This window comes from Mesorhizobium sp. WSM4821, assembly GCF_055901555.1.
Genome location: NZ_CM148371.1, coordinates 6,270,106 through 6,289,772 on the forward strand (window position 1 = coordinate 6,270,106; position 19,667 = coordinate 6,289,772).

At 59.8% G+C, this 19,667-nt stretch carries 19 protein-coding genes; 8 read left to right on the forward strand and 11 right to left on the reverse strand.

Annotated elements, in window-relative coordinates:
• Nucleotide 1: 1 nt before the first annotated feature.
• From AC0NID_RS30635 to AC0NID_RS30655, 5 genes are all read right to left on the reverse strand, one after another.
• Nucleotides 2-484 (reverse strand): (2Fe-2S)-binding protein, encoded by a 483-nt coding sequence (locus AC0NID_RS30635; RefSeq protein WP_473456416.1) that lies wholly within the window; start codon nucleotides 482-484, stop codon nucleotides 2-4.
• Nucleotides 485-509: 25 nt separating this feature from the next.
• Nucleotides 510-1,613 carry an ABC transporter ATP-binding protein gene (locus AC0NID_RS30640; protein WP_473456417.1) on the reverse strand — a complete coding sequence of 368 codons (1,104 nt, stop codon included), beginning with the start codon at nucleotides 1,611-1,613 and terminating at the stop codon, nucleotides 510-512.
• Nucleotides 1,610-2,524 (reverse strand): ABC transporter permease, encoded by a 915-nt coding sequence (locus AC0NID_RS30645; protein WP_473456418.1) that lies wholly within the window; start codon nucleotides 2,522-2,524, stop codon nucleotides 1,610-1,612. Before AC0NID_RS30645 ends, AC0NID_RS30640 begins: the two co-directional genes overlap by 4 nt.
• Entirely contained in the window at nucleotides 2,521-3,396 is an 876-nt protein-coding gene (locus AC0NID_RS30650) for an ABC transporter permease (RefSeq protein WP_473456419.1), read from the reverse strand. Before AC0NID_RS30650 ends, AC0NID_RS30645 begins: the two co-directional genes overlap by 4 nt.
• A gap of 67 nt (nucleotides 3,397-3,463) precedes the next feature.
• Nucleotides 3,464-4,774: an ABC transporter substrate-binding protein gene (locus tag AC0NID_RS30655; protein ID WP_473456420.1), complete on the reverse strand. Its 1,311-nt coding sequence runs from the start codon at nucleotides 4,772-4,774 to the stop codon at nucleotides 3,464-3,466.
• A gap of 776 nt (nucleotides 4,775-5,550) precedes the next feature.
• On the opposite strand from AC0NID_RS30655, the gene AC0NID_RS30660 reads away from it, so the two are divergent.
• Both AC0NID_RS30660 and AC0NID_RS30665 read left to right on the forward strand, forming a co-directional pair.
• Nucleotides 5,551-6,231, forward strand: coding sequence for a hypothetical protein (locus tag AC0NID_RS30660; protein WP_473456421.1), 681 nt, complete (start codon nucleotides 5,551-5,553; stop codon nucleotides 6,229-6,231).
• Nucleotides 6,224-6,910 carry an RES family NAD+ phosphorylase gene (locus AC0NID_RS30665; RefSeq protein WP_473456422.1) on the forward strand — a complete coding sequence of 229 codons (687 nt, stop codon included), beginning with the start codon at nucleotides 6,224-6,226 and terminating at the stop codon, nucleotides 6,908-6,910. Before AC0NID_RS30660 ends, AC0NID_RS30665 begins: the two co-directional genes overlap by 8 nt.
• A 99-nt stretch (nucleotides 6,911-7,009) precedes the next feature.
• Here the strand turns inward: AC0NID_RS30665 and AC0NID_RS30670 are convergent, their stop codons facing one another.
• From AC0NID_RS30670 to AC0NID_RS30695, 6 genes are all read right to left on the reverse strand, one after another.
• Nucleotides 7,010-7,306: a hypothetical protein gene (locus AC0NID_RS30670; RefSeq protein ID WP_473456423.1), complete on the reverse strand. Its 297-nt coding sequence runs from the start codon at nucleotides 7,304-7,306 to the stop codon at nucleotides 7,010-7,012.
• A gap of 222 nt (nucleotides 7,307-7,528) precedes the next feature.
• A complete protein-coding gene (locus AC0NID_RS30675; protein ID WP_473456424.1) occupies nucleotides 7,529-9,055 on the reverse strand; it encodes a M81 family metallopeptidase in 1,527 nt (508 codons plus the stop codon).
• Between the two features lie 20 nt (nucleotides 9,056-9,075).
• Nucleotides 9,076-10,152 (reverse strand): ABC transporter substrate-binding protein, encoded by a 1,077-nt coding sequence (locus AC0NID_RS30680; RefSeq protein WP_473456425.1) that lies wholly within the window; start codon nucleotides 10,150-10,152, stop codon nucleotides 9,076-9,078.
• Between the two features lie 38 nt (nucleotides 10,153-10,190).
• Nucleotides 10,191-10,985 carry an ABC transporter permease gene (locus AC0NID_RS30685; RefSeq protein WP_473456483.1) on the reverse strand — a complete coding sequence of 265 codons (795 nt, stop codon included), beginning with the start codon at nucleotides 10,983-10,985 and terminating at the stop codon, nucleotides 10,191-10,193.
• A gap of 49 nt (nucleotides 10,986-11,034) precedes the next feature.
• Nucleotides 11,035-11,931 (reverse strand): ABC transporter permease, encoded by an 897-nt coding sequence (locus AC0NID_RS30690; RefSeq protein WP_473456426.1) that lies wholly within the window; start codon nucleotides 11,929-11,931, stop codon nucleotides 11,035-11,037.
• A 2-nt stretch (nucleotides 11,932-11,933) separates the two neighbouring features.
• Entirely contained in the window at nucleotides 11,934-13,034 is a 1,101-nt protein-coding gene (locus AC0NID_RS30695; protein ID WP_473456427.1) for an ABC transporter ATP-binding protein, read from the reverse strand.
• A gap of 245 nt (nucleotides 13,035-13,279) precedes the next feature.
• Here AC0NID_RS30695 and AC0NID_RS30700 point away from each other — a divergent pair, with 245 nt between their 5' ends.
• From AC0NID_RS30700 to AC0NID_RS30725, 6 genes are all read left to right on the forward strand, one after another.
• Entirely contained in the window at nucleotides 13,280-13,984 is a 705-nt protein-coding gene (locus AC0NID_RS30700) for a GntR family transcriptional regulator (RefSeq protein ID WP_473456484.1), read from the forward strand.
• 76 nt (nucleotides 13,985-14,060) lie between these two features.
• A complete protein-coding gene (locus AC0NID_RS30705) occupies nucleotides 14,061-15,392 on the forward strand; it encodes an aspartate aminotransferase family protein (protein ID WP_473456428.1) in 1,332 nt (443 codons plus the stop codon).
• 10 nt (nucleotides 15,393-15,402) lie between these two features.
• Nucleotides 15,403-17,118, forward strand: a complete 1,716-nt coding sequence (locus tag AC0NID_RS30710; RefSeq protein WP_473456429.1) for an acetolactate synthase catalytic subunit — start codon at nucleotides 15,403-15,405, stop codon at nucleotides 17,116-17,118.
• Nucleotides 17,115-17,891: a 3-oxoacyl-ACP reductase FabG gene (gene fabG, locus AC0NID_RS30715; protein ID WP_473456430.1), complete on the forward strand. Its 777-nt coding sequence runs from the start codon at nucleotides 17,115-17,117 to the stop codon at nucleotides 17,889-17,891. Before AC0NID_RS30710 ends, fabG begins: the two co-directional genes overlap by 4 nt.
• 95 nt (nucleotides 17,892-17,986) lie before the next feature.
• Nucleotides 17,987-18,697, forward strand: coding sequence for a response regulator transcription factor (locus tag AC0NID_RS30720; RefSeq protein WP_473456431.1), 711 nt, complete (start codon nucleotides 17,987-17,989; stop codon nucleotides 18,695-18,697).
• 230 nt (nucleotides 18,698-18,927) lie between these two features.
• On the forward strand, nucleotides 18,928-19,644 hold the full coding sequence (locus AC0NID_RS30725; protein ID WP_473456432.1) for an antitoxin Xre/MbcA/ParS-like domain-containing protein: 717 nt from the start codon (nucleotides 18,928-18,930) through the stop codon (nucleotides 19,642-19,644).
• Nucleotides 19,645-19,667 lie beyond the last annotated feature (23 nt).

Consider the following 19,667-nt stretch of genomic DNA (forward strand, 5'->3'; position numbering starts at 1 on the left):
TTCATGAGCCCCTCTCTTCGCACATGGCGGCAGCGCCGGCGATTACGGATTTGACGATGTTGTGGTAGCCGGTGCAGCGGCAGAGATTGCCCTCCAGCCAATCGCGCACCTCCGTCTCGCTCGGGTCGGGATTGCGGCCGACGAGGTCGACCGCGCTCATCAGCATACCCGGCGTGCAGAAGCCGCATTGCAGCCCGTGGTTTTCATGGAAAGCCTGTTGCATCGGATGCAATTTCGTCTGCCCGGCGCCCGACAGGCCTTCGACGGTCATAACCGAACCCCCATCCGCCGAGACCGCCAGCATGGTGCAGCTCTTCACGGACTCGCCGTTGAAGTGCACCAGGCAGGCGCCGCATTGGCTGGTGTCGCAGCCGACATGCGTTCCCGTGAGCGAGAGCTGCTCGCGCAGCAGCTCGACCAGCAGCATCGCCGGCTCGACCGAGATGCTGATCGGGCGCGCATTGAGCGTGAGACTGATTTCCATGACGTGCTCCAAATCCCTACAGGTCCTAAGCAAGCAAATGTGCGCGGTCGATCAGCCATGCGGCAAGCACGCTGTCGCCGACTTCGAACGGATTCTCGAAAAAACGGCGCTCCGGCATATAGGCGACGAAACCCTCCTCGCCGGCCGCGTCCAGCATCACCTTGACGAAGTTGCCCTGATACTCGATGCCGAGGATCGTCGCCGGCACCGACGCCATGTCCTCGGAGAGCGCCGTGTCCTTGCGGAAGAGTTCGACATCGTCGCGCCGCACCGCGATGTCGATTGCCTGGCCGGCCTCCAACCGAGCGCCAGCGTGCATCGGAATCTGAATGCCGGCGATCGCGGGGCTTGCGATCATCGCCCGCGTGCCGTTGATCTTGCCGACCTTGCCGCTCAGCACATTCTGCCCGCCAAGAAACTCCGCGACGTAGCGATCCTTGGGTGCGGCATAGATTTCGCGCGCCGGACCCGACTGCTTGATCTTGCCGTTTTCCATAACCACGACCATGTCGGCGAGCGCGATCGCCTCGAGCTGGGTGTGCGTGACATGGACGAAGGTGATGCCGAGTTCGCGCTGCATGCGCCTCAGTTCGGCGCGCATCCTGACGCGCAGGTGTTCATCGAGCGCCGACAGCGGCTCGTCGAGCAGCAGCACCCGCGGTTCGGTGATCGCCGCGCGGGCGAGCGCAACCCGCTGCTGCTGGCCGCCGGAAAGCTGTGCCGGGAGACGGTCGGAAAACTCGGCCATCCGCACCTTCTCGATCATGGCGTCGGTCCTGGCGTAGCGCTCGGTTTTCGAAAGCCCGCGAACTCTGAGCGCAAAGGCGATGTTGTCGCGAACCGTGAGGTGCGGAAACAGTGCGTAGGACTGGAACATCATCGCCGTGCGGCGCTCGACAGGAGGCAGGCCGACGACGTTGTCGCCGCCGATCAGGATCTCGCCAACGGTGGGATCCTCATGGCCTGCGATCATCCGCAGGATCGTGGTCTTGCCGCAGCCGGACGGGCCTAGAATGCAGCAATAGGCGCCGTCGGGGATCTTCAGATTGACGCCGTCGACTGCGTAGGTGAAGCCGTCATAGCTCTTGGCGACGCCGGCAATCTCTATATGGCCCTTGCCGAGGCTCATGCCGCACCTCCCGGCTGGCCGGGCGAACGCGCCTCGCGCCGCTTCTGGATGAAGGCGATCGTGCCCAGGCTTGCGCCAATGACGAGGAAAGAGACGATCGTGGTAACGGTGCCGAGCGCATAGAGCGCCGGCGAGGTGATGTTCAGCGTCATGCTCCAGATCTCCAGGGGCAGCGTGTTGAGCGAGCCTGCGGTCTGCAGCGTCCGCGCAAATTCGTCATAGGAGAGCGTGAAGCCGAACAGCGCGACGGCGACAATGCCGGGCGCCAGCACCGGGATCACAACGAGCCGGATCGTCTGCCATGGCGATGCGCCGAGGTCGCGTGCCGCCTCCTCCCAGGCATGGTCGAAACGCGACATGACGGCAAACATGACCAGCACGCCGAAGGGCAGCGTCCATGAAAGCTGCGCGCCAAGCGCCGATGTGAACAGGCTTGCATCGATGCCGATCGCGTTGAAGATGAGCCCGACGCCGATGCCGAGCACCAGGCCCGGAACGACCAGGCTGCCGATCATCATATAGAAGACGATCATGTCGCCAGCGAAGCGTTTGCGGAAGCCAAGCCCGGCCAGGAAGGAGACGAGCACGGTCAGCACCGTGATCACGAGCGCAAGCTCGAAGGAACGCTCGAAGGAGCCTTTGACGTCGCCGGTGCGAACCTGTGTGAACAGGTCGACGAACCAGTGCAGCGACAGGCCTTTCATCGGGAAGACCAGCCCGCCGCGCAGATCCTGGAAGGAAAGGACATAGATGCAGGCCATCGGCCCGTAGAGCGCCAGCAGATAAACCGTGAACAATGCGGCAAGCACGTAGAAGGTCCACGGCCGACGCCCACTGGCTGGCGCGATCGCCCGGCTGCCTCGCACCGGTACGCTGGTGGCGGCCCTATCCGAGATACGAGCCAGGCTCATCGCGTGATCTCCTTGCGAATGTCGACGAAACGCAGGATCAGAGCGACGGTGATGACGAGGATTATCGTCAGTAGAACCGCGCTCGCCGCGGCGGTCGGATATTGCAGCACCGAGATGTCCTCGTAGAAGGCGCCGACGACCGAGGCCGAGCCACCGCCCGACATCACCTTGACCACGAAGAAGTCGCCCATGACGATCGAGATCACGAAGATCGAACCAAGCGCGATGCCGCTCTTCGACAGCGGCACGATGATCAGGCGCATGATATCGAAGCGGCTGGCGCCTGCATCGAGCGCGGCCTCGACGACGCGCTTGTCTATGCGGCCCATGGCGTTGAAGATCGGTACGATCATGAAGATGGTGAGCTGGTGGACATAGGCGACCACCACCGCGAAGCTCGAGAACAGCAGGAATTCGAGCGGCTGGTCGATCAGGCCAAGCTTGAGCAAGGCCTCGTTGACCAGCCCTTCCTTGCCGAGCAACGGGATCCAGGAAATCATCCGGATGATGTTCGAGGTCCAGAACGGTACCGTGCACAGCAGGAACAGCCCAAGCGCGAGCAATTGGTTCCTGACATGGAAGACGAGGAAATAGGCAACAAGGAACCCGATGAGGAGGCTGAAGAACCAGGTCAGCACGGTGAACTTGACCGTCTCATAATAGAGATTGAACGTCAGCCCCGAGGTCAGGATCTCGGTGTAATTATTGAGGTTGAAGGCCGGAAACAGGCCGCCGAAGCCATCAGTCTCGAAGAAGCTCGCGGCCACCACGGCGATCAGCGGCAGCACGAAAAAAGGGATCAGCACGACGACCAGCGGGGTCACATAAGCCCATCCGGCCAGATTTCGCTTGAACGCAGCACTTTGCGCCATCGTGGCTCTCCGAAGATTTTCGGATGAAGGGATGGATCGGGCACGGCGCGCCCGATCCGGTTGCGCTTCAGGCGACTTTGAAGTCGTTCCAGCGCTTGTTCATGTAGGCAGCCTCGTCCATCAGGGTGTTCCAGCACGAGATGTTCTTGACCCGATCGAGGAAGGACCCGCCATCGCGCACCGTGGCTTGCTTCTCCATTGGGATGCCGTAAGGGTCCTTGATCTCGTCGGGCGCAGGCTTGCCGTCGTACCAATAATCCCATTCAGCAGCGGTGAGGAACGGCTTGGCCTTGGTGGGCACCGGGCTGTAGTAGCCGTAGCGGGCGACGAAGGCACCCTGCCAGCCGGTGTAGTACCAGTTGATATACTCGTAGGCAGCTTCGAGCTTCTTGCCGGTGAGGTGCTTCATCAGGCCCATGCCGTTGCACCAGCCGCGATAGCCTTCCTTGTCGCCCTTCTTGTTGACCGGCGCGTAGACGCACGGGATCTCCTTGACCCGGACGGCGGCGACGGCCGGCGACCACATGGACTGAATGATCACCTCGCCGGCGGCCATCAGCTGCACCGACTGGTCGAATGTTGTCCAGGTGGCGCGGAAGTGGCCCGACTTCTTCAGTTCAATCAGTTTGTCGATCGTGAAGTCGATCTCGGCCTTGGTCATGTCGCCCTTATTGCCGTACTTGATCAGGTCGGCACTCTCCAAGCACAGGGCGGCGTCCATGATGCCAATCGCGGGCACGTCTAGGATCGCCGCCTTGCCCTTGAACTTCGGATCGATCAGTTCCTTCCATTCGGTGACCGGATGGCCGACCAGATCGGGACGATAGCCGATCGAATCCGCGTTGTAGACTTGCGGCAGGAACGTCGCCCATTCGGTGACGCCGTCGTGAAGCTCAGTCGCGTCGGGAGTCTCGATATACATCGCTTCGTAGGGCGAAATGCCCTGACGCGAGACAACGGTGCCGTCGATCTCGCCCTTTGTGAAGATCGGCAGGATATTGTCGAACTCCTTGATCTTCTTGACTTCGATGCCCTGGATGACGCCGCGCTTGGCGGCAAGCTTGGCCTGCCAGCCTTCAAGGTCGGCGATATCGACCGAATTCGGCTGGGTAATGAAGCGATTGATGGCTGCCGAGGTGTCGAGATTCTGCATCGTCACCTTGAAGCCGAGATCCTTGGCGGCCTGGTCGCCGATGGCCTTCACCACCGAGTAGGAGACACCGAGATGGCGCAGTTCGATGTCCTTGATTTCCTGGGCCCAGATCGTTGGAAACCCGCCGATTGCCCCCGATCCGACGGCAGCCCCGGCAGCGGCAGCGCTGCCTTTGAGAAACTTTCTTCTGGTCAGTGAATTCGTCGACTCTTTCACCTGTTTCATGGTCAAACCCTTCCCCTGCATGCCGAACCTGTCCTCGGCAATCCACTTTCGTTCGATGTCTGGCTGTCTGCTGGGGGCAGGATATATTTTTTGTCCGATGCGCCAAATTAGAAGTAAAAATTTCAATCATAAGCGGGGCAAATCTGCCGAAAATATAGGCGGCGGGTAAGCACCTTCTCGCCAAAACATATGCAGAAGCGCCGATTCCTTAGAATTTTTTGCAAGAATATTCAGCAGACTGGCGGTTCCGCAATTCGAAGACCCGCATCCGCGGAACGAAAATAGTTTCAAGCCGCGCCTCTGACCGGCATATGACTTGATCGATGGCGGGACTATCGAGCTTTGGGCAGTATCGTCGAGGATCGAAAAATCCATCACCACGCTCTGGCCAACACGCTCTTCTGTAGCCCATCGCAGACTTTCTATGTTGCAACGGCTGAATGGGAGCGCAGAGAGGTCTGACAGTGGGGCAGTGGCGGCTGGGACCGAGGCTGCCGTAGCATCATATTGAAAAATCCGCCCTGAAAGCGGATCTTTAAGGACGATCCCTCCGGATGATGGCATGGCGGCGGCAGTATCGCCAACGATGATCACCGTTCGGAAGGAGACAAGACGCCAGCGGGCCGGAAGACACGCTACTTGCGAACGCAGCATAAACAACCTTGGCGCTGGGGTCAGTGTCGGCCTGCAGCTTGAAGTCCAGCCGGTTGCCTCTTGATGAGATCGGTTATCGTGCTATATATGTAACCATCCTCACCAATCAACGGAGCGGGATAATGGCACTTTCCAATGACACCATCGAACTATCGGGATTCGGCGCACTCACCGGAACGCCGAAGCAGGTTGGTGACCAACTTGATCGGCTGACTGCGGAACAGGTCATTGCACTAACGTTCGAACATGGGAGTGAACCAGCGGTTCGCGCTCTAGCCGACACGGTCGTCAGCATTGCGCCGCTGGTCCGAACCATCCTGATGCGTCGCCAGCGTGAGGCAATCAACTCGATAATTGAGGCCCTGGTCCCTCAGGTGCCGCCCCCGCAACATATGCTTGTCGAAGCACGGATGACGGCCGAGGCGAGAAGGGCCGTGCTGGAAAGCGGTGATTGGCTGACCGCTCCCCAGATCGCAAAAATGGCTGGGTTCAGCACAAGCAACCCGAGTGCGCAGCCCAACAAATGGAAGAAAGAGGGCCAGATCTTTGCAGTTCGGCATCGGGGCGTAGACTATTTTCCTGGCTATGCTCTGGATTCTGCCTCTGGATATAGGCCCATCAAAGCGCTCGCTAAGATTCTTAGCAGTTTCCGCGGGAAAAAGGATGACTGGGGGCTCGCCTATTGGTTTTCATCAGTCAATAGCTTCCTCGGGGGCGAGCGTCCGCAAGATCTGCTGACTACGCGACCCGAGCGCGTTCTTGCAGCCGCCGAGGATGAGTTGGTAGGCGCACTCCATGGCTAAATCTAAGATTGGACGGGGACACCGGACAACTCCAGTTCCCGTTCCATCGAACGATTTGCAGGATATCGTCACTCGAACAATATGGCCGGCGGGCCAAGTTATCCATCGCATTCATTTGAACCTCTATGCCGGCGTCGAGTTCAATCCGGGCGTGAAAGGCAATGCCCGATTCAGCCCGATCAAGAATGCAAGTGGAGCCAGTATCCCAACTCTGTACGGTGGGACGACCTTTGAATGTGCGGCAATGGAAACCGTCTTCCACGATGTGCCATTCGCGGCGGGCCTGAAGACCTACGACAAGGCAAAACTAGCTGATCAAGTCTATTCGCAGGTGGCGCCACAAAGCGATCTAGTGCTGGCTGATTTGAGCGTCACCGCTTTGAGGAGACTCGGGATCAGGCGCAGCCAGATTATCGATACTGAGAAGGATGGCTATCCAGAAACACGCCCTTGGGCTGAAGCCATTCACGCACAATGCCCAGATATCCAAGGACTTTTCTGGATATCTCGGCAGGACGATCGGGCTGTCGCCGTGATGCTGTTTGGCGATCGAATTCCTGCACATGTGTTGGTGCAGACCGGCGCGTCGCGCGACTTGACCGGCGATTCAGACCTCTATTGCGAATTGCTCGAACTCGCCGATCGTATCGGCGTAAAGATCGTAGGCTTCAGCTTTTGATGGCGGAACAGACGACCAGGGCAAATCGGGGAACAGCGACGGGGTAGTGTTCACCTCCCCAGCCGCACTTTCCGACAACCATCTGATCGGAGCGTGCCGCTATTTACGCGCCTCGCCCACGAAATCCCAAAACCCAAGGATTGGCGGGCATTGCAGCGCGGTTGCGTAATCTTGTTTCATGACGAGCTGAATGACCCCAACACGGTTGAGTACGGCCGCGGTGGGCAGGATCAGGGCGGAATCGACGTCATCGGGCGTCGCAAGAGCGACCCCAATCACTATGTCGGTATCCAATGCCGAAGGATCACAGAACCGCTCAAGGAGCCAAAAATCCTCTCCGTTTTGCCGGGCGGCGCTGCAACTCGAGGCGGGACTGAAGGAGATCATTTTCGCCACAATCGACCGCCTCGGTGACGATCCGCTGGCACTCGATGAGGCGGCGCGGAGCCTCAGGGCATCCGAAAGGTAACCGCCGGCTGTCCAGGCAAGCCCGCCGCTGTACTCGACACATTGCCGCAGATCTTCACTCTCCGAAGTGTCACCTTATGCGCTGCGTACGGCGAACGTCATTGAGGACATTTGCCCCCAGCGCCAGGTTTGCGGTCTCATTCAGGGAGCCTAGCCAACGGCCGCGGAATACGATGCCGCTCGGTCGAAAACGCGCACACGGACCACAGGATCGCCAGCATCGTGTTCGGGCCAGAACCGAGCCCTACGATAGCTGAGCGAGCCTTTGGTGTAGTATCCGACCCCTGGCGTACGAACCAACAGCGGGGTGGCTGCGGCACCGAAATTAAGCTTGAAATGGTATCCAGACTTGACCACGCAAAAATCGAGGGAGGCGAGTTCTATGCCTTGGCTCGTGAAAACGGCTGGGTCGTGACTAAAGGCTGCCTGGGTCGTCAAGACGATGAGCAGCCTATCATCGATCTTCACAATGGCGGTCCGGCCCATGCTTGACGGTTCGCCGCCCTGGAAGGGACCGGCCAAGGTGAAGTCGCCGCTGCTCAGGTGGATGACTTTGCCAGTGATCGGCAGAGGTCTGAAACCCGGCGTGATCCGCCCACCCACCGCGCAGGAAACGACGTTGCCCAGTCCGGTTTCGAAGGCGATATCGACGGCTTGAGGATCCGTGATGGGAATCGCCCCTCGCAAGCCATCTTGGCGGTTCAATGCGGCTTCCAGGATCGCCGTACTGTCTCCGGGCGCGCCGGCAAGCACACGGTCTCCCATATCGGCGAGGACGAAAGGCCGGCGAGAGCCCGCTGCGGCAATCGTGTCGAGTGCCTCACCAATCGACAACAGCTCGTCGGCGAAACGGCCCCGCTTTTCCCAGAAGGCCTGGGCGAGGGAATGCGCCACCAGCTCGCCTTTTTGGCCGGCATCATTCGTCAGCACGACGGCGGCTTGGCCGATATCCTCGTCGTCTGCGTAACGGAATACATTGAAGAGGGAGACGTCCCAGATTGCCGGACAATCCTTCGCGGCAAGGCGCGCCTGGTCGTGGATTTCGCGCAAAGGGCCCGCTGCTGTTTCTGCCGCGCCTGGCAGGATCATCGGGATCTTGGCCATCGCGGTCACGGGGCGCAGCGAACCATTGAGCATCGCCAGAACATATGCAGCGACCTTCTCACCGCATTCGACGACGTCTGAGTGCGGATTTTCCTTGCAGGCAATGCACAGATCGACCGCAGCGAGCATGGCATCCGTGACGTGCGCATGAAGGTCGAGCCCGATACCGATTGGCACCGTTTCGCCAACGGCGGCTCGGAGCCCCGCGAGGAGATCTCCTTCAGCGTCCTCGAGAAGCGTGGTTCCCATGGCGCCGTGCAACTCGAGCGCGATCGCGTCAGGCTCGAGAGTGGTGGCGTCCCAGATCAGACGCTCCTTCACCGCGGCGAAGAAGGCATGGTCGACCAGTCCGCCTGGAGGCGCGACCACCGAAATGCTGGGCAGGATGTCCACCTGCTCTTTCGAGAGTTGCTGAATGATACCCGCCAAGGTCGAGCCCGAAGTCGCAGCGGCTGCCAGCAACTCATCGCCTTCACATATCTGGAAATCAGCTTCGCAGGTCGGCTGCGGATTGAACCCGTTTGACTCGTGCCAGATCCGGGCGACCAGGATCCGCGGCGCAGATTTGCTCATGGTCAATCTCCCCGTTTTGGTCACTGCTGGATCCAAGCGTTCCATCGCTCAAGCAAAAGGGCGGCGTTGTCGTTGATCCATTTGGCGTCCGGAATGACAGGACTGCTTTGGGGATCTGACATGCTCGGCATGTCAGCGCGCGCTTGTGGCGACATCAGTTTGACGGCCTCGCCGCTTGGCGGCTTGCAGGACAATGCCTCACAGACCTTCGCTTGCGCGGCAGGCGTGTTCAGCCAGTATTCAGCAAGTTTGAGTGCGTTCTCGCGATGCGGTGCATTCTTGATCAGAGCGATGCGGTCGCCGACCAGGAAAGAGGCGGCGTGTGACCATGCGATGGGCAGTCCCTCGCTTTGCATGGCCTTGGCGCGGGTCAGCCATATCTGACCGACGACATATTCACCATTGCGAAAGCCCTGCATGCTTTGGTCGCCGGTCTTCCACCATAGCGCCACGGCTGATCGGATTTGTTCGAGCTTCGCTAAGGCCCGGTCGATGTCGAGCGGAAACAGCTTTTCTGGGCTCACGCCGTCGGCAAGCAAGGCCGCCGCCATGACACGCCAGGGGTCATTGAAATCGGGGAAGGACCGGCCACCGGGGAATTTTCGGACGTCCCACGCGTCTGCCCAGGTCTTGGGAGCGGCACCGGCGAAGGCATCCGTCCGGTATGCCAGAAGTGTCGAATTCGATAGCAACCGCACACCGGCTGCGTTGCACGCTTCGCCATCCAGGTCAGCCTGTGTCGAAAACTCCTTGCAAAACGCCGAGAGGTTCTCTGCGTAGAGCAAGTGCTGGTCGGAAGCCGCCTGTATCTCACCTTGCAGGTAAAGGTACCAACTGACGTTGCCAGTCTTGACCATGGCGGCAGCTTTGGCGCGCATCTCAGCGTTGGTGGCTCCGACGGTGACGACTTCAATGCCCGTCTTGGCCGTGAACGGATCGAACCATGCTTCCCGCAGGGCCTTTTCGTAGGCGCCTCCTGTTGTCGCGACCACTATCTGCTCGGCGGCAGCGACGCTCGCCCCCAAAGTGGCCAGGCAGGCAAAAGCGGCCAGGCATGCAGTTATCGCTGCAGTCAGTTTCTGGAAAGTCCGAGGCATCGAAGTTTCTCCCACGTCTGGTTTGGTTGAGCTATTTGCTAATGCTGCCGGGTGGTGGCCCTGACGGCTGCCATCAGCAGCAGTGACAGGCCGGCCAGCAGTGTCGAGACTGCGGCAATCACTGGCGTGAGATTGAAATCGATGTCCTCGAACATCTTGCGGCTGATGGTCTTTCCGCCTGTGTCGGAAATGAAGAACGCAACCGTCGCTTCGTCGAAGGATGACAGAAAGGCGAATACTGCCGCCACAGCGACCGAAGGCGAGATATTTGGCAGCACAATGAGCAGAAACGATCGCGTCCGGCTGGCCCCGCAACTCAGCGCAGCAAGCTCCAGCGTGAAATCGAACCGTTGCAGTGCAGCCGTCACGGTGATCAGGACGTAAGGGACAGCCAGTACGGTATGGGCGACGAGGAACCCCATGAAATTTCCCGTCAGCCGTAGGGGCGCGAAGATCAAGTAAAGTGCCACACCAAACACCACATGGGGGACCACCATCGGCCCAAGCGAAAGCGCCTGAAGCGCCTGTTTGCCCGGCAGATCTCCGCGCGTCAGGGCCATTGCCGCAAGTGTGCCGATGACCGTCGCGGCAAGGCTGGTTGCGAGCGCGATCTTGAGGCTGAACCAAGTTGCCGCCATCCAGTCGGGGTCGGACAGATATTCGCGATACCAGTGCAGGGTCAGCTGCCGGGGCGGAAACTCGATGTGGTCGGCGCTCCCCAACGAGATCGGTAAAATCACCAGGGTTGGCAGGATCAGGTAGAAGAGGATCAAGGCGAGCACCGCGCCTTGCAGCAGGATGGTGAGCGTAGCTGCCCAAGGCCTTTGCCAGATGGTGGTAAGGCTGCCGGCTGGAGGGGTCGCCAGGCGGGGAGATCCGGTTTCAATCGACACTTGCAAATCCTTTCGACATGGAAAAGGCCTTGCGGAAAACCAGCACCATGATCAGCGTCGTGATCAGCAGGACGGTTGAGAGTGCCGCGGCGAATGGCCAGTCGAGAAGCACGGTCGCTTGTTGGCCGATCAGTGTCGCGACAATCAGGGTGCCTGGTCCCCCGACCAGTGCCGGGGTGATGTAAAAGCCGAGTGCGAGAATGAAACACATGACGCATCCGGCAAAGACGCCCGGCAGGCTGAGAGGCAGGGTGACGCGCAGGAATGCCGTTGACGCCCCTGCCCCAAGGCTGCGGGCGGCGCAGACATACTCTTGCGGGATCGACCGTAGAGCTGCGAAGATCGGCAAGACCATGAACGGCAAAAGGACGTGGGTCATCGCGACGATGATCGCCCCTTCGTTGTAGAGGAGCTTGAGGGGCGCTTCGACCAGTCCGAGCTCTGTCATGACATTGTTGGCCACGCCATTTCGCTGCAAGAGCACGATCCAGGCATAGGAGCGTACGAGCACCGGCGACCAGAGAGCGATAAACACCGCGGCCGCCGCAACCGCCGCCAGGCGCCGTCTGAGGCTCGCCATGGCAAGAGCGACTGGATAGCCAAGCATGAAGGACGTGATCGTGACGAACAGAGCGATTCTGAACGTTCGCGCCATGACCGAAAGATAGATCGGCTGCTCGATGATCTTTCGGTACGAAGTGAGATCCAGCGCTGGCGTAAACAGGCTCAGCTTGATCAGCGCTCCGATCGGGTACACGAACCCCACCGACATCACCAGCAGCAATGGAGCGATCAGTGCGAACGACAACGCCGGCGAGTAGCGGCTCACCGAGCCGCCCGGCCGTGCGAAGCTGCGTTGGTTTGACCTGGAAGTTGCGTCAGCCATGATCAGGCCTCGGGCGCTGCAAAGACATGGAAGGCCTCCTTGGAGGCATACAAGTCGACGCGTTCGCCTCGTCTGAAACGGCCGATCGAAGTGGAAGCAGGCAGCTGGATCTGCACCATCGGCTGACCGAATGTGGCAAGGCGCACGAGATAGAGGCGAAACGCGCCGACGAAGATTTCGGCGTCGATATGGCCTATGGCAGTCGCCGAATCTGGCTGTGCGAAGGACAGGTTTTCGGGCCGGACCGCGAGTTTGACGGCTCGACCCCGTTGCAGGCGACCTGGCCCGTCCAAGCAAGGCGATGGAACGGTGACGGTGATCCTGTCCGATATGCGGATGTGGCAAGTGCCGGCTTCGTCACGCTGGCATTCGCCGTCGATGAAATTCATTTTGCCGACGAACTGCGCGACAAAAGGTGATTTCGGTCGATGGTAGATATCGGCGGGAGTGCCAAGCTGGACGAGAGTGGCGTCAGACATGACGGCCACGCGGTCGGACAGGGTCATTGCTTCGTCCTGGTCGTGGGTGACGTAGACGACGGTTGCGCCGAGCTTGGATTGGATCCGCTTGATTTCGAGCTGCATCGCCTCGCGCAGGTTTTTGTCGAGGGCGCCGAGTGGTTCGTCCATCAGCAGAACAGGCGGTTCGCAAACCAGTGCCCGGGCGACAGCGACCCGTTGCTGCTGGCCGCCCGAAAGCTGACTTGGATAGCGGTGATCGAAACCGACCAGCTGCACCAGGTCGAGGATTCGCCTCACCCGATCCTTGATCGCCAGGCGATCCAACCGGCGCATGCGCAAGGGGAAGGCCACGTTCTGGTGGACGGTCATGTGCGGGAACAACGCATATTTCTGAAAAACCATGCCGATGTCGCGCCGGTTTGGCGCCGCTGCGGTGATATCGCGACCACCAATCGAGATGCGGCCAGAGCTCGGCGCCTCGAAGCCGGCGATCATTGTCAGCAATGTCGTCTTGCCCGATCCCGATGGTCCCAGCACCGAGACGAACTCACCTGCTGCGATGTCGAGCGATACGTCCTCAACGGCAATGGTGCGCCCAAAACGCTTGCTGAGTGACTGGAGTGATAGCGTTTCACCGATCAACCTGGTGTTCCTCCGTGCGAAGAATCCGGCTCGCGACACCGATTCCGGTCAAAGATCCGAAACCTTGTCCTTGCCGCCGTGCCAGCCCGCATACGGCGTTGACACCAGTTCCGGCCGCCATCGACCCAAAAGGGGGACGCGGAGCCGAAAATATGTTATGCAGATGTCACACAAACTTCATTTCGACTTCACAGTTCCAGTTTGATGCAACAAAAATTTCACTCTGTCAACTTCGGGATTTCTTGATGGCCTCCAGCACCCAGTTCGCCACAGAGGACGACAGGCAGCCGGCTCGTCTCGGCGATCGCGTCTACCAACAGATCAAGGAAAAGCTGATCAGAGGCGCCTATGGGCCCGGCGACAAGCTGACGGTTCGCGGCTTGGCAGAGGACCTACAAGTGAGTTCCACGCCGGCACGGGATGCGATCAATCGGCTGGCTCTCGAAGGCGCGCTGGTCTATGCGGGGCCAAAGACGGTCATTGTTCCCTTTTTGGAGCCGCAAGCCCTTGAAGAGATTACGCTTATGCGCCTAGCCCTCGAGGGCCTGGCGGCTGAGAAAGCCACTGTTCGCGTGACTGACGAGGACATCGAGACGCTTCAGGAAATGCAATTGCGAATCAACGCCGCCCTCGATGAAAGGCGATATGCAGAGGCGCTTTGGAGCAACAAGGAGTTCCATTTTTCGATCTACAAGCTGTGTTGCATGCCTCATCTGCTCGCGACGATCGAGACCTTGTGGTTGAGAATTGGTGCCTCGTTCAACGATCTCTATCCTGAATTCGCCGAAGCCAAATATGGCGTTCATAACCATATGGCCGCCATTGAAGGATTGGAGGAACGCGACGCCAGCACCGTTCGCGCTGCGATTGAAAGCGATATTCGCGACGGTTATCGACGGATGAAACATGCCAGTCGCGAGCGCAACGCCGGCGGGCCGCGACCTATGTGACGTTTTATGTTGCGTCAATGTGATTTGTGTGTTTTTTGTTGCAACATAACTGCTGTTGCGACGCGGAGACCTCACAATGATCGTTCAACAGGATGCGCTGGATAAGTCTCGCGGGGCGTCCAATCATCTCTTCGATCGCGGGCTTCGTGTTTTTCCTGATGGCACCACGCGCATCACCGTCGAGCGTGATCCGGTCCCGCGCTATGCCAAGGCGGGTCGGGGCGCTTACCTGGAAGACGTAGATGGCAACCGTTTTCTCGACCTGAACAACAACTTCACCACGCTCATTCACGGCCACGCTTACGCGCCCATCGTAGAGGCCGTTTCATCGCAGCTTGCCAGTGGCAGCTGCTTTGCGAACCCGACCGAGCATGAAATCAACCTTGCCGAACTGCTGATCGATCGCATCCCCTCGGTTGAACGGGTTCGCTTCGTCAACAGCGGCACCGAAGCCGTGATGTTCGCAATCAAGGCAGCGCGTGCATTCACGGGCAGGCCTGCGATCGCACGTATAGAAGGATCTTTTCACGGCGCCTACGACTGGGCAGAAACTGGCCAGGCAGGAACACCTTTGAGCTGGGGACCACCAGATGCTCCGGCGCCTGTACCGCTTTGCCGGGGCGTTCCGGCGACCGTGGCAGATGACGTGCTGATCTTGCGCTTCAACGATCTTGAAGGGCTGCAGCGATTGGAGAACGCCGCCGACAGGCTGTCATGTGTCCTCATCGACCCGATGCCCAGTCGCGCGGGTCTGATCGCAGCAGATCCAGATTATCTGAAGGCTCTGACGGCTTCGGCGCGCAGAAGCGGTGTCCTCATCATCGCCGATGAGGTGCTCAACCTGCGTCAGGGCTACCGTGGCGCGGCGGCCAAATACGGTCTCGAGCCTGACCTTGTTGCGATGGGCAAGATCATTGGTGGCGGCTTTCCGATTGGCGCCATCGGCGGTCGGCAAGATGTGATGGGTGTGTTCGGCACGCAGCAGGGCAAGGCTTGTCTACCGCAAGGAGGCACGTTTTCGGCCAACCCGGTATCGATGCTTGCCGGCCACATAGCCATGCAGGCGCTGACCAGGGGCGAATTCGATCGGCTCGAACGATTGGGCGACGAGGTCAGGACCGGACTAGCAGCTGCCATCAGACGGCATGGCGCGCCATTTTCGGTCACAGGGGCAGCGTCGCTTTTTCGGATTCACCCGAAGGAGAACCCGCCGCGCGAATTCAGGCAGACATTCTGCAATGGCGACGAAGAAGTGATGTTGAAGCGACTGCATCGACATTTCCTAGCCTCTGGAATCCTCCTGCCGAAGGGCGCGGCGGCCTCGTTGTCGACGCCCATGGGAGTGGCAGAAACGACCATGATCGTCGACTGCTTCGACAATTTTCTCAGCCACGCAAACCAGCATTGAAATGGAGCCAATGTCAGCAAATCTCTCCAACACGGTTGCCGGCCGCATTGCGCTGGCCCTGAGGCGCCACGACGTCTCTCATATTTTTGCACAAAGCCTGCCGTCCGCGGTCATTCTGGCGGCCGAAGCATTGGGAATCCGCCAGATCGCCTACCGACAGGAGAACATGGGCGGCGCCATGGCGGATGGATATGCCCGCCGCTCTGGCAAGATCGGGGTGGTGGCCGCGCAAAACGGACCGGCCGCCACGCTGCTGGTCCCTCCCCTGGCAGAGGCGCTCAAAGCCAGCATACCGATCGTTGCGATCGTGCAGGATGTCGAGCGCGACCAGGCCGACCGCAATGCTTTTCAAGAGCTCGACCATCTGGGGCTATATCAATCCTGCACCAAATGGGTGCGCAAGGTTGTGGTGCCGGCGCGGATCGAAGACTACGTTGACGCCGCGTTTGCAGCCGCGGGATCAGGTCGACCGGGGCCCGCCGCGCTGATTTTGCCGGCAGACCTCTTGCGCGCGAACTGGGCTGGCGCGGAATTCGAGCGAACAGCCAATCTCGGCCACTGGCCAATCGACAGGCTGCGCCCTTGTGAACGCGATATCGTCGCTGCCGCCAGGCTTTTGAGCGGAGCACGATCGCCGGTCGTCATCGCCGGCGGCGGTGTGCATGCGAGCGGGGCGTCAGCCGAACTTGCCTTGTTGCAGGATGAATGCGCACTTCCTGTATTCACGACGTTCATGGGCAAGGGGGCGGTTGATGAATTTCATGAGCTCTCGGCCGGCGTCCTTGGTTCTCTCGTCGGGCCGTGTTCCCTAGGGAGCCATTCGCTGGCGCTTTTGAAGGATGCAGACGTCGTTTTGCTGGTCGGCACCCGAACCAACCAGAACGGCACGGACAGCTGGACCCAAATATCCCCTGACAAAACGATCATCCACATCGATGTAGACCCGGCGGAGGTCGGCCGCACCTACGAGGCAAAGGTGCGCCTGGTTGGCGACGCTGCCGAAACCCTGCGCGCGTTGCGTGGTGCGCTTTGCCAATCCGATCTTGCGCGACGGCGCGCTGCCAGGAGCCTGATTGCAAGTCGTATAAGCGGTTTCTGGACGCAATTTCATGACGAGCGTTCAGGCCGCTTGGAAAGCCATAAGGGAGCAATCCGCCCAGAACGGGTCATGGCCGAACTGCAGGCGCAGATGACGCCGGAAACGACCGTTGTGGCCGACGCCAGCTATTCGTCGATGTGGGTCGCCGGACAGTTGCGCGCGTCGTCGCCGGGGATGCGGTTTTTGACACCGCGTGGTCTGGCTGGGCTTGGGTGGGGAATCCCGCTCGCCATTGGGGCCAAGGTCGCGCGACCGCAACACCCGGTAGTCGTCATCGTCGGCGACGGTGGATTTGCACACAGTTGGGCCGAGCTTGAAACCATGGTTCGCTGCAGACTTCCCATCATGGTGATTGTGCTCAACAACGGCATTCTCGGCTTTCAGCGCGATGCCGAGTCGGTCAAGTTCGGTGCCTGCACGAGCGCATGTCACCTGGGTCAGGTCGACCATGCAATGATCGCCAAGGCATGCGGTTGCGCGGCGGTTCGGATTGAAGCAGCGGACCAGATTTCTGATGCATTAGCGGCTGGCATGGCAGCAGAATCGCCTTTTGTCATTGAAGTCATGACCGACCCGGCTGCTCATCCGCCCTTGTCATTGTTTGCCGAGGTCGACGCTGCAGCATGACTGATCGCAACCCTTTGCAGATCGCGGTAATCACCGGCGGCACGAGCGGAATAGGACTCGCGACCGCGCATCGGCTTCTTTGCCGAAATTACCGCGTGGCGGTGTTCAGCCAACGGCGCGAAAACGTCGAGGCTGCGCATGACGAATTGGCCAAGGAGTTTGGCGCGGAGCGAGTCTTCGCCCGAGCTGTTGACCTGGCTGTTCCGGCACAGATCGAAGACTTTTTTGTCGGACTTCGCGCCAAATGGGGATCCCCACAGGTACTGGTCTGCAACGCAGGTGTTTCCCCCAAGGGACGCGAAGGCGCCACGCCCTTCAACCAGATTCATTTGACAGAGTGGAATGAAGTGTTGGCGGTCAATTTGACCGGCGCGATGCTTTGCTGCCAGGCAGTCGTTCCGGCCATGATGGAGCGCGGGTTCGGTCGTATCGTCTTGATCGGCTCTGTCGCAGCGCGGGCGAGGCCAAAGATTGCGGGGGCAAGCTACGTCGCGTCAAAGGCAGCGCTGTCGGGTCTGACCAGATCGCTGGTCAGTAGCTGTGCTGCCTTTGGCATCACTGTGAACCTGGTCGCACCCGGCCGTATCCTGACCAATATGGCCGGAGAAGCGAACACCCCCGCCAACAGGGCGGCGCTTGCCGCCATTCCGGCCGGCAGGCTCGGCGAACCCGACGATGTCGCGGCGGTCGTTGAATTTCTGATCTCTCGCGAAGCCGGCTTTGTCAATGGTGCGGTCGTGGACGTCAATGGCGGAGAATTCCTGCCTCTGTAGAGGTCACAGGCGCGCCTGGCCAGCGGACCCGGCCATCTGCGAAGTGACGACGGTTTGAAGACAAGGATGTGCCCGCACGCGACGGGAGGCGACAAATGAAACCTGTTGTGGTCTTGAACTCGGAGGACGCAGAATTCTGCTTTCTTCTGCAACATATCCTCGAAGCCGAGGGGTATGCAGTGTGTCTGGCTACCAGACCGGATCAAGTGATCCGTCTTGCGGGTCATCCCAACACCCATGCCATCCTTCTTGATTGCATGGCGGATAATCTCGAAGCGGTATGTGATGGGCTGAGACGAGACGACCGAACTGGCCGCATTCCCATTGCGGCACTGGTTGGTGCCAACTGTGATCGTCACATCGAGCTGATCGAAGCAGGCATTGATGAAAGCCTCGTGCGCCCTTTGGCACCTGCCAGACTTCTGCAGTTTCTAAAGAATGGTGCTGCTGGCGGTCCACGGCGTGACGACCTCGGCCAGCTGGGATCAGGCCGCACGCTACGCCAGCTCGAGATCGAAATGAATCTTGCCAGCCAAAGCGTCAGATGCAGAGGACGGCCCGTGGATCTGGCGCCGATCGGATTCCGGCTGCTGCAGTGCTTTCTCCAGTTTCCCAACACGGTGCACAGCAGACCATCACTCATTGCCGCTGCATGGCGCGGCAGGAGACCGGTCGATCCACGTACCGTCGACGTGCATATCGGGCGATTGAGGCAGGCGTTGCGACCCTTGACTGGTTACGATGCAATCCGAACGGTCCGGACGGCCGGTTATATATTGCAGACCCGTGCGACCGGCAGCGCGTAAGGCGATGCCGGCATATGCTTGCCGTAAAGGAGTAGACTTGTCCGAACCTGCATCATGCCTTGCCCAACGGTTTCGGATCCTCGGCACCTATCGTGCCTGGTGGCCAGAAACGGACGTGAACCGACAGAAGCAAAGACAAACGCAACGTACCTTCGTTTCATGGAAATGGATGCTCCATCGTGAGCTTTGCGCGTGGCCCGGGCCTCTATTCAGCGTCGGCATGACACTGCATGATTGAGTGGCCAAACTCCGAACCCAGGCATCATCTCGATGAATTCGAAACCTTTATTGCGGTGGAGGTCGAGCGTGCGTTGGCTCGGCGCGCGCAATCGAGAAACACCTCGATCTCGGCCGGCAAGATCGCTGGCGGGGTCGCTGCCGCAGTAGCGCTTCTTCCGCCCGTCCATTTGCGCGCCATTGACGGCATGCAGGACGACCTAGCCAGGCTGGCGGCAGAATTCGTTCGATCGCTTGCCGCCAAGGCGATGCTTCGTTTGGAAATGAACATTGGAAGCCGACCCTTCGATTCCCCAGCTGCCCCACCCGCAGTTGGCCCGAGACAAGCTCTCCAGAGCTTGCCGGATCAGAAGGATGCCCTTGAGACGATGTCGATCGAAGAATGGGCTGGGCATGTAGTGGGACAGACGTATTTGGAAGAACAGCTTCATATACCCCGATCGACACTCCATCTGTGGAGGCGACACAATGCGGTCGTCGCATTGCGGGCCGGGAGCCGCAAACACGTATTTCCTTTGGCCCAATTCGTAGATGGCAGGCCGGTTCCTGGCATAAGAGACGTGCTCTCCCACATAGCGAACCCACGGCGAGCATGGTTCTGGCTGAACAACCCCTCGCCACATCTTGACGGCCGGACTCCCATCGTCTTGCTGCGGCAGGAGTTGGTCGCAGAGGTCGTCTGTGCCTTGCACCGTCAAGCAACATCCTGAAGCACCATCAAGACGCTGCTGCC

Excerpts from the sequence above, each read along its gene's own strand:
- AC0NID_RS30660 (WP_473456421.1), top strand. The coding sequence starts at position 5,551 with ATGGCACTTTCCAATGACACCATCGAACTATCGGGATTCGGCGCACTC.
- AC0NID_RS30645 (WP_473456418.1), bottom strand. The coding sequence starts at position 2,524 with ATGAGCCTGGCTCGTATCTCGGATAGGGCCGCCACCAGCGTACCGGTG.
- AC0NID_RS30690 (WP_473456426.1), bottom strand. The coding sequence starts at position 11,931 with ATGGCTGACGCAACTTCCAGGTCAAACCAACGCAGCTTCGCACGGCCG.
- AC0NID_RS30650 (WP_473456419.1), bottom strand. The coding sequence starts at position 3,396 with ATGGCGCAAAGTGCTGCGTTCAAGCGAAATCTGGCCGGATGGGCTTAT.
- AC0NID_RS30675 (WP_473456424.1), bottom strand. The coding sequence starts at position 9,055 with ATGAGCAAATCTGCGCCGCGGATCCTGGTCGCCCGGATCTGGCACGAG.
- AC0NID_RS30720 (WP_473456431.1), top strand. The coding sequence starts at position 17,987 with ATGAAACCTGTTGTGGTCTTGAACTCGGAGGACGCAGAATTCTGCTTT.
- AC0NID_RS30655 (WP_473456420.1), bottom strand. The coding sequence starts at position 4,774 with ATGAAACAGGTGAAAGAGTCGACGAATTCACTGACCAGAAGAAAGTTT.
- fabG (WP_473456430.1), top strand. The coding sequence starts at position 17,115 with ATGACTGATCGCAACCCTTTGCAGATCGCGGTAATCACCGGCGGCACG.
- AC0NID_RS30635 (WP_473456416.1), bottom strand. The coding sequence starts at position 484 with ATGGAAATCAGTCTCACGCTCAATGCGCGCCCGATCAGCATCTCGGTC.
- AC0NID_RS30640 (WP_473456417.1), bottom strand. The coding sequence starts at position 1,613 with ATGAGCCTCGGCAAGGGCCATATAGAGATTGCCGGCGTCGCCAAGAGC.
- AC0NID_RS30680 (WP_473456425.1), bottom strand. The coding sequence starts at position 10,152 with ATGCCTCGGACTTTCCAGAAACTGACTGCAGCGATAACTGCATGCCTG.
- AC0NID_RS30725 (WP_473456432.1), top strand. The coding sequence starts at position 18,928 with ATGATTGAGTGGCCAAACTCCGAACCCAGGCATCATCTCGATGAATTC.
- AC0NID_RS30705 (WP_473456428.1), top strand. The coding sequence starts at position 14,061 with ATGATCGTTCAACAGGATGCGCTGGATAAGTCTCGCGGGGCGTCCAAT.
- AC0NID_RS30710 (WP_473456429.1), top strand. The coding sequence starts at position 15,403 with ATGTCAGCAAATCTCTCCAACACGGTTGCCGGCCGCATTGCGCTGGCC.
- AC0NID_RS30700 (WP_473456484.1), top strand. The coding sequence starts at position 13,280 with ATGGCCTCCAGCACCCAGTTCGCCACAGAGGACGACAGGCAGCCGGCT.
- AC0NID_RS30665 (WP_473456422.1), top strand. The coding sequence starts at position 6,224 with ATGGCTAAATCTAAGATTGGACGGGGACACCGGACAACTCCAGTTCCC.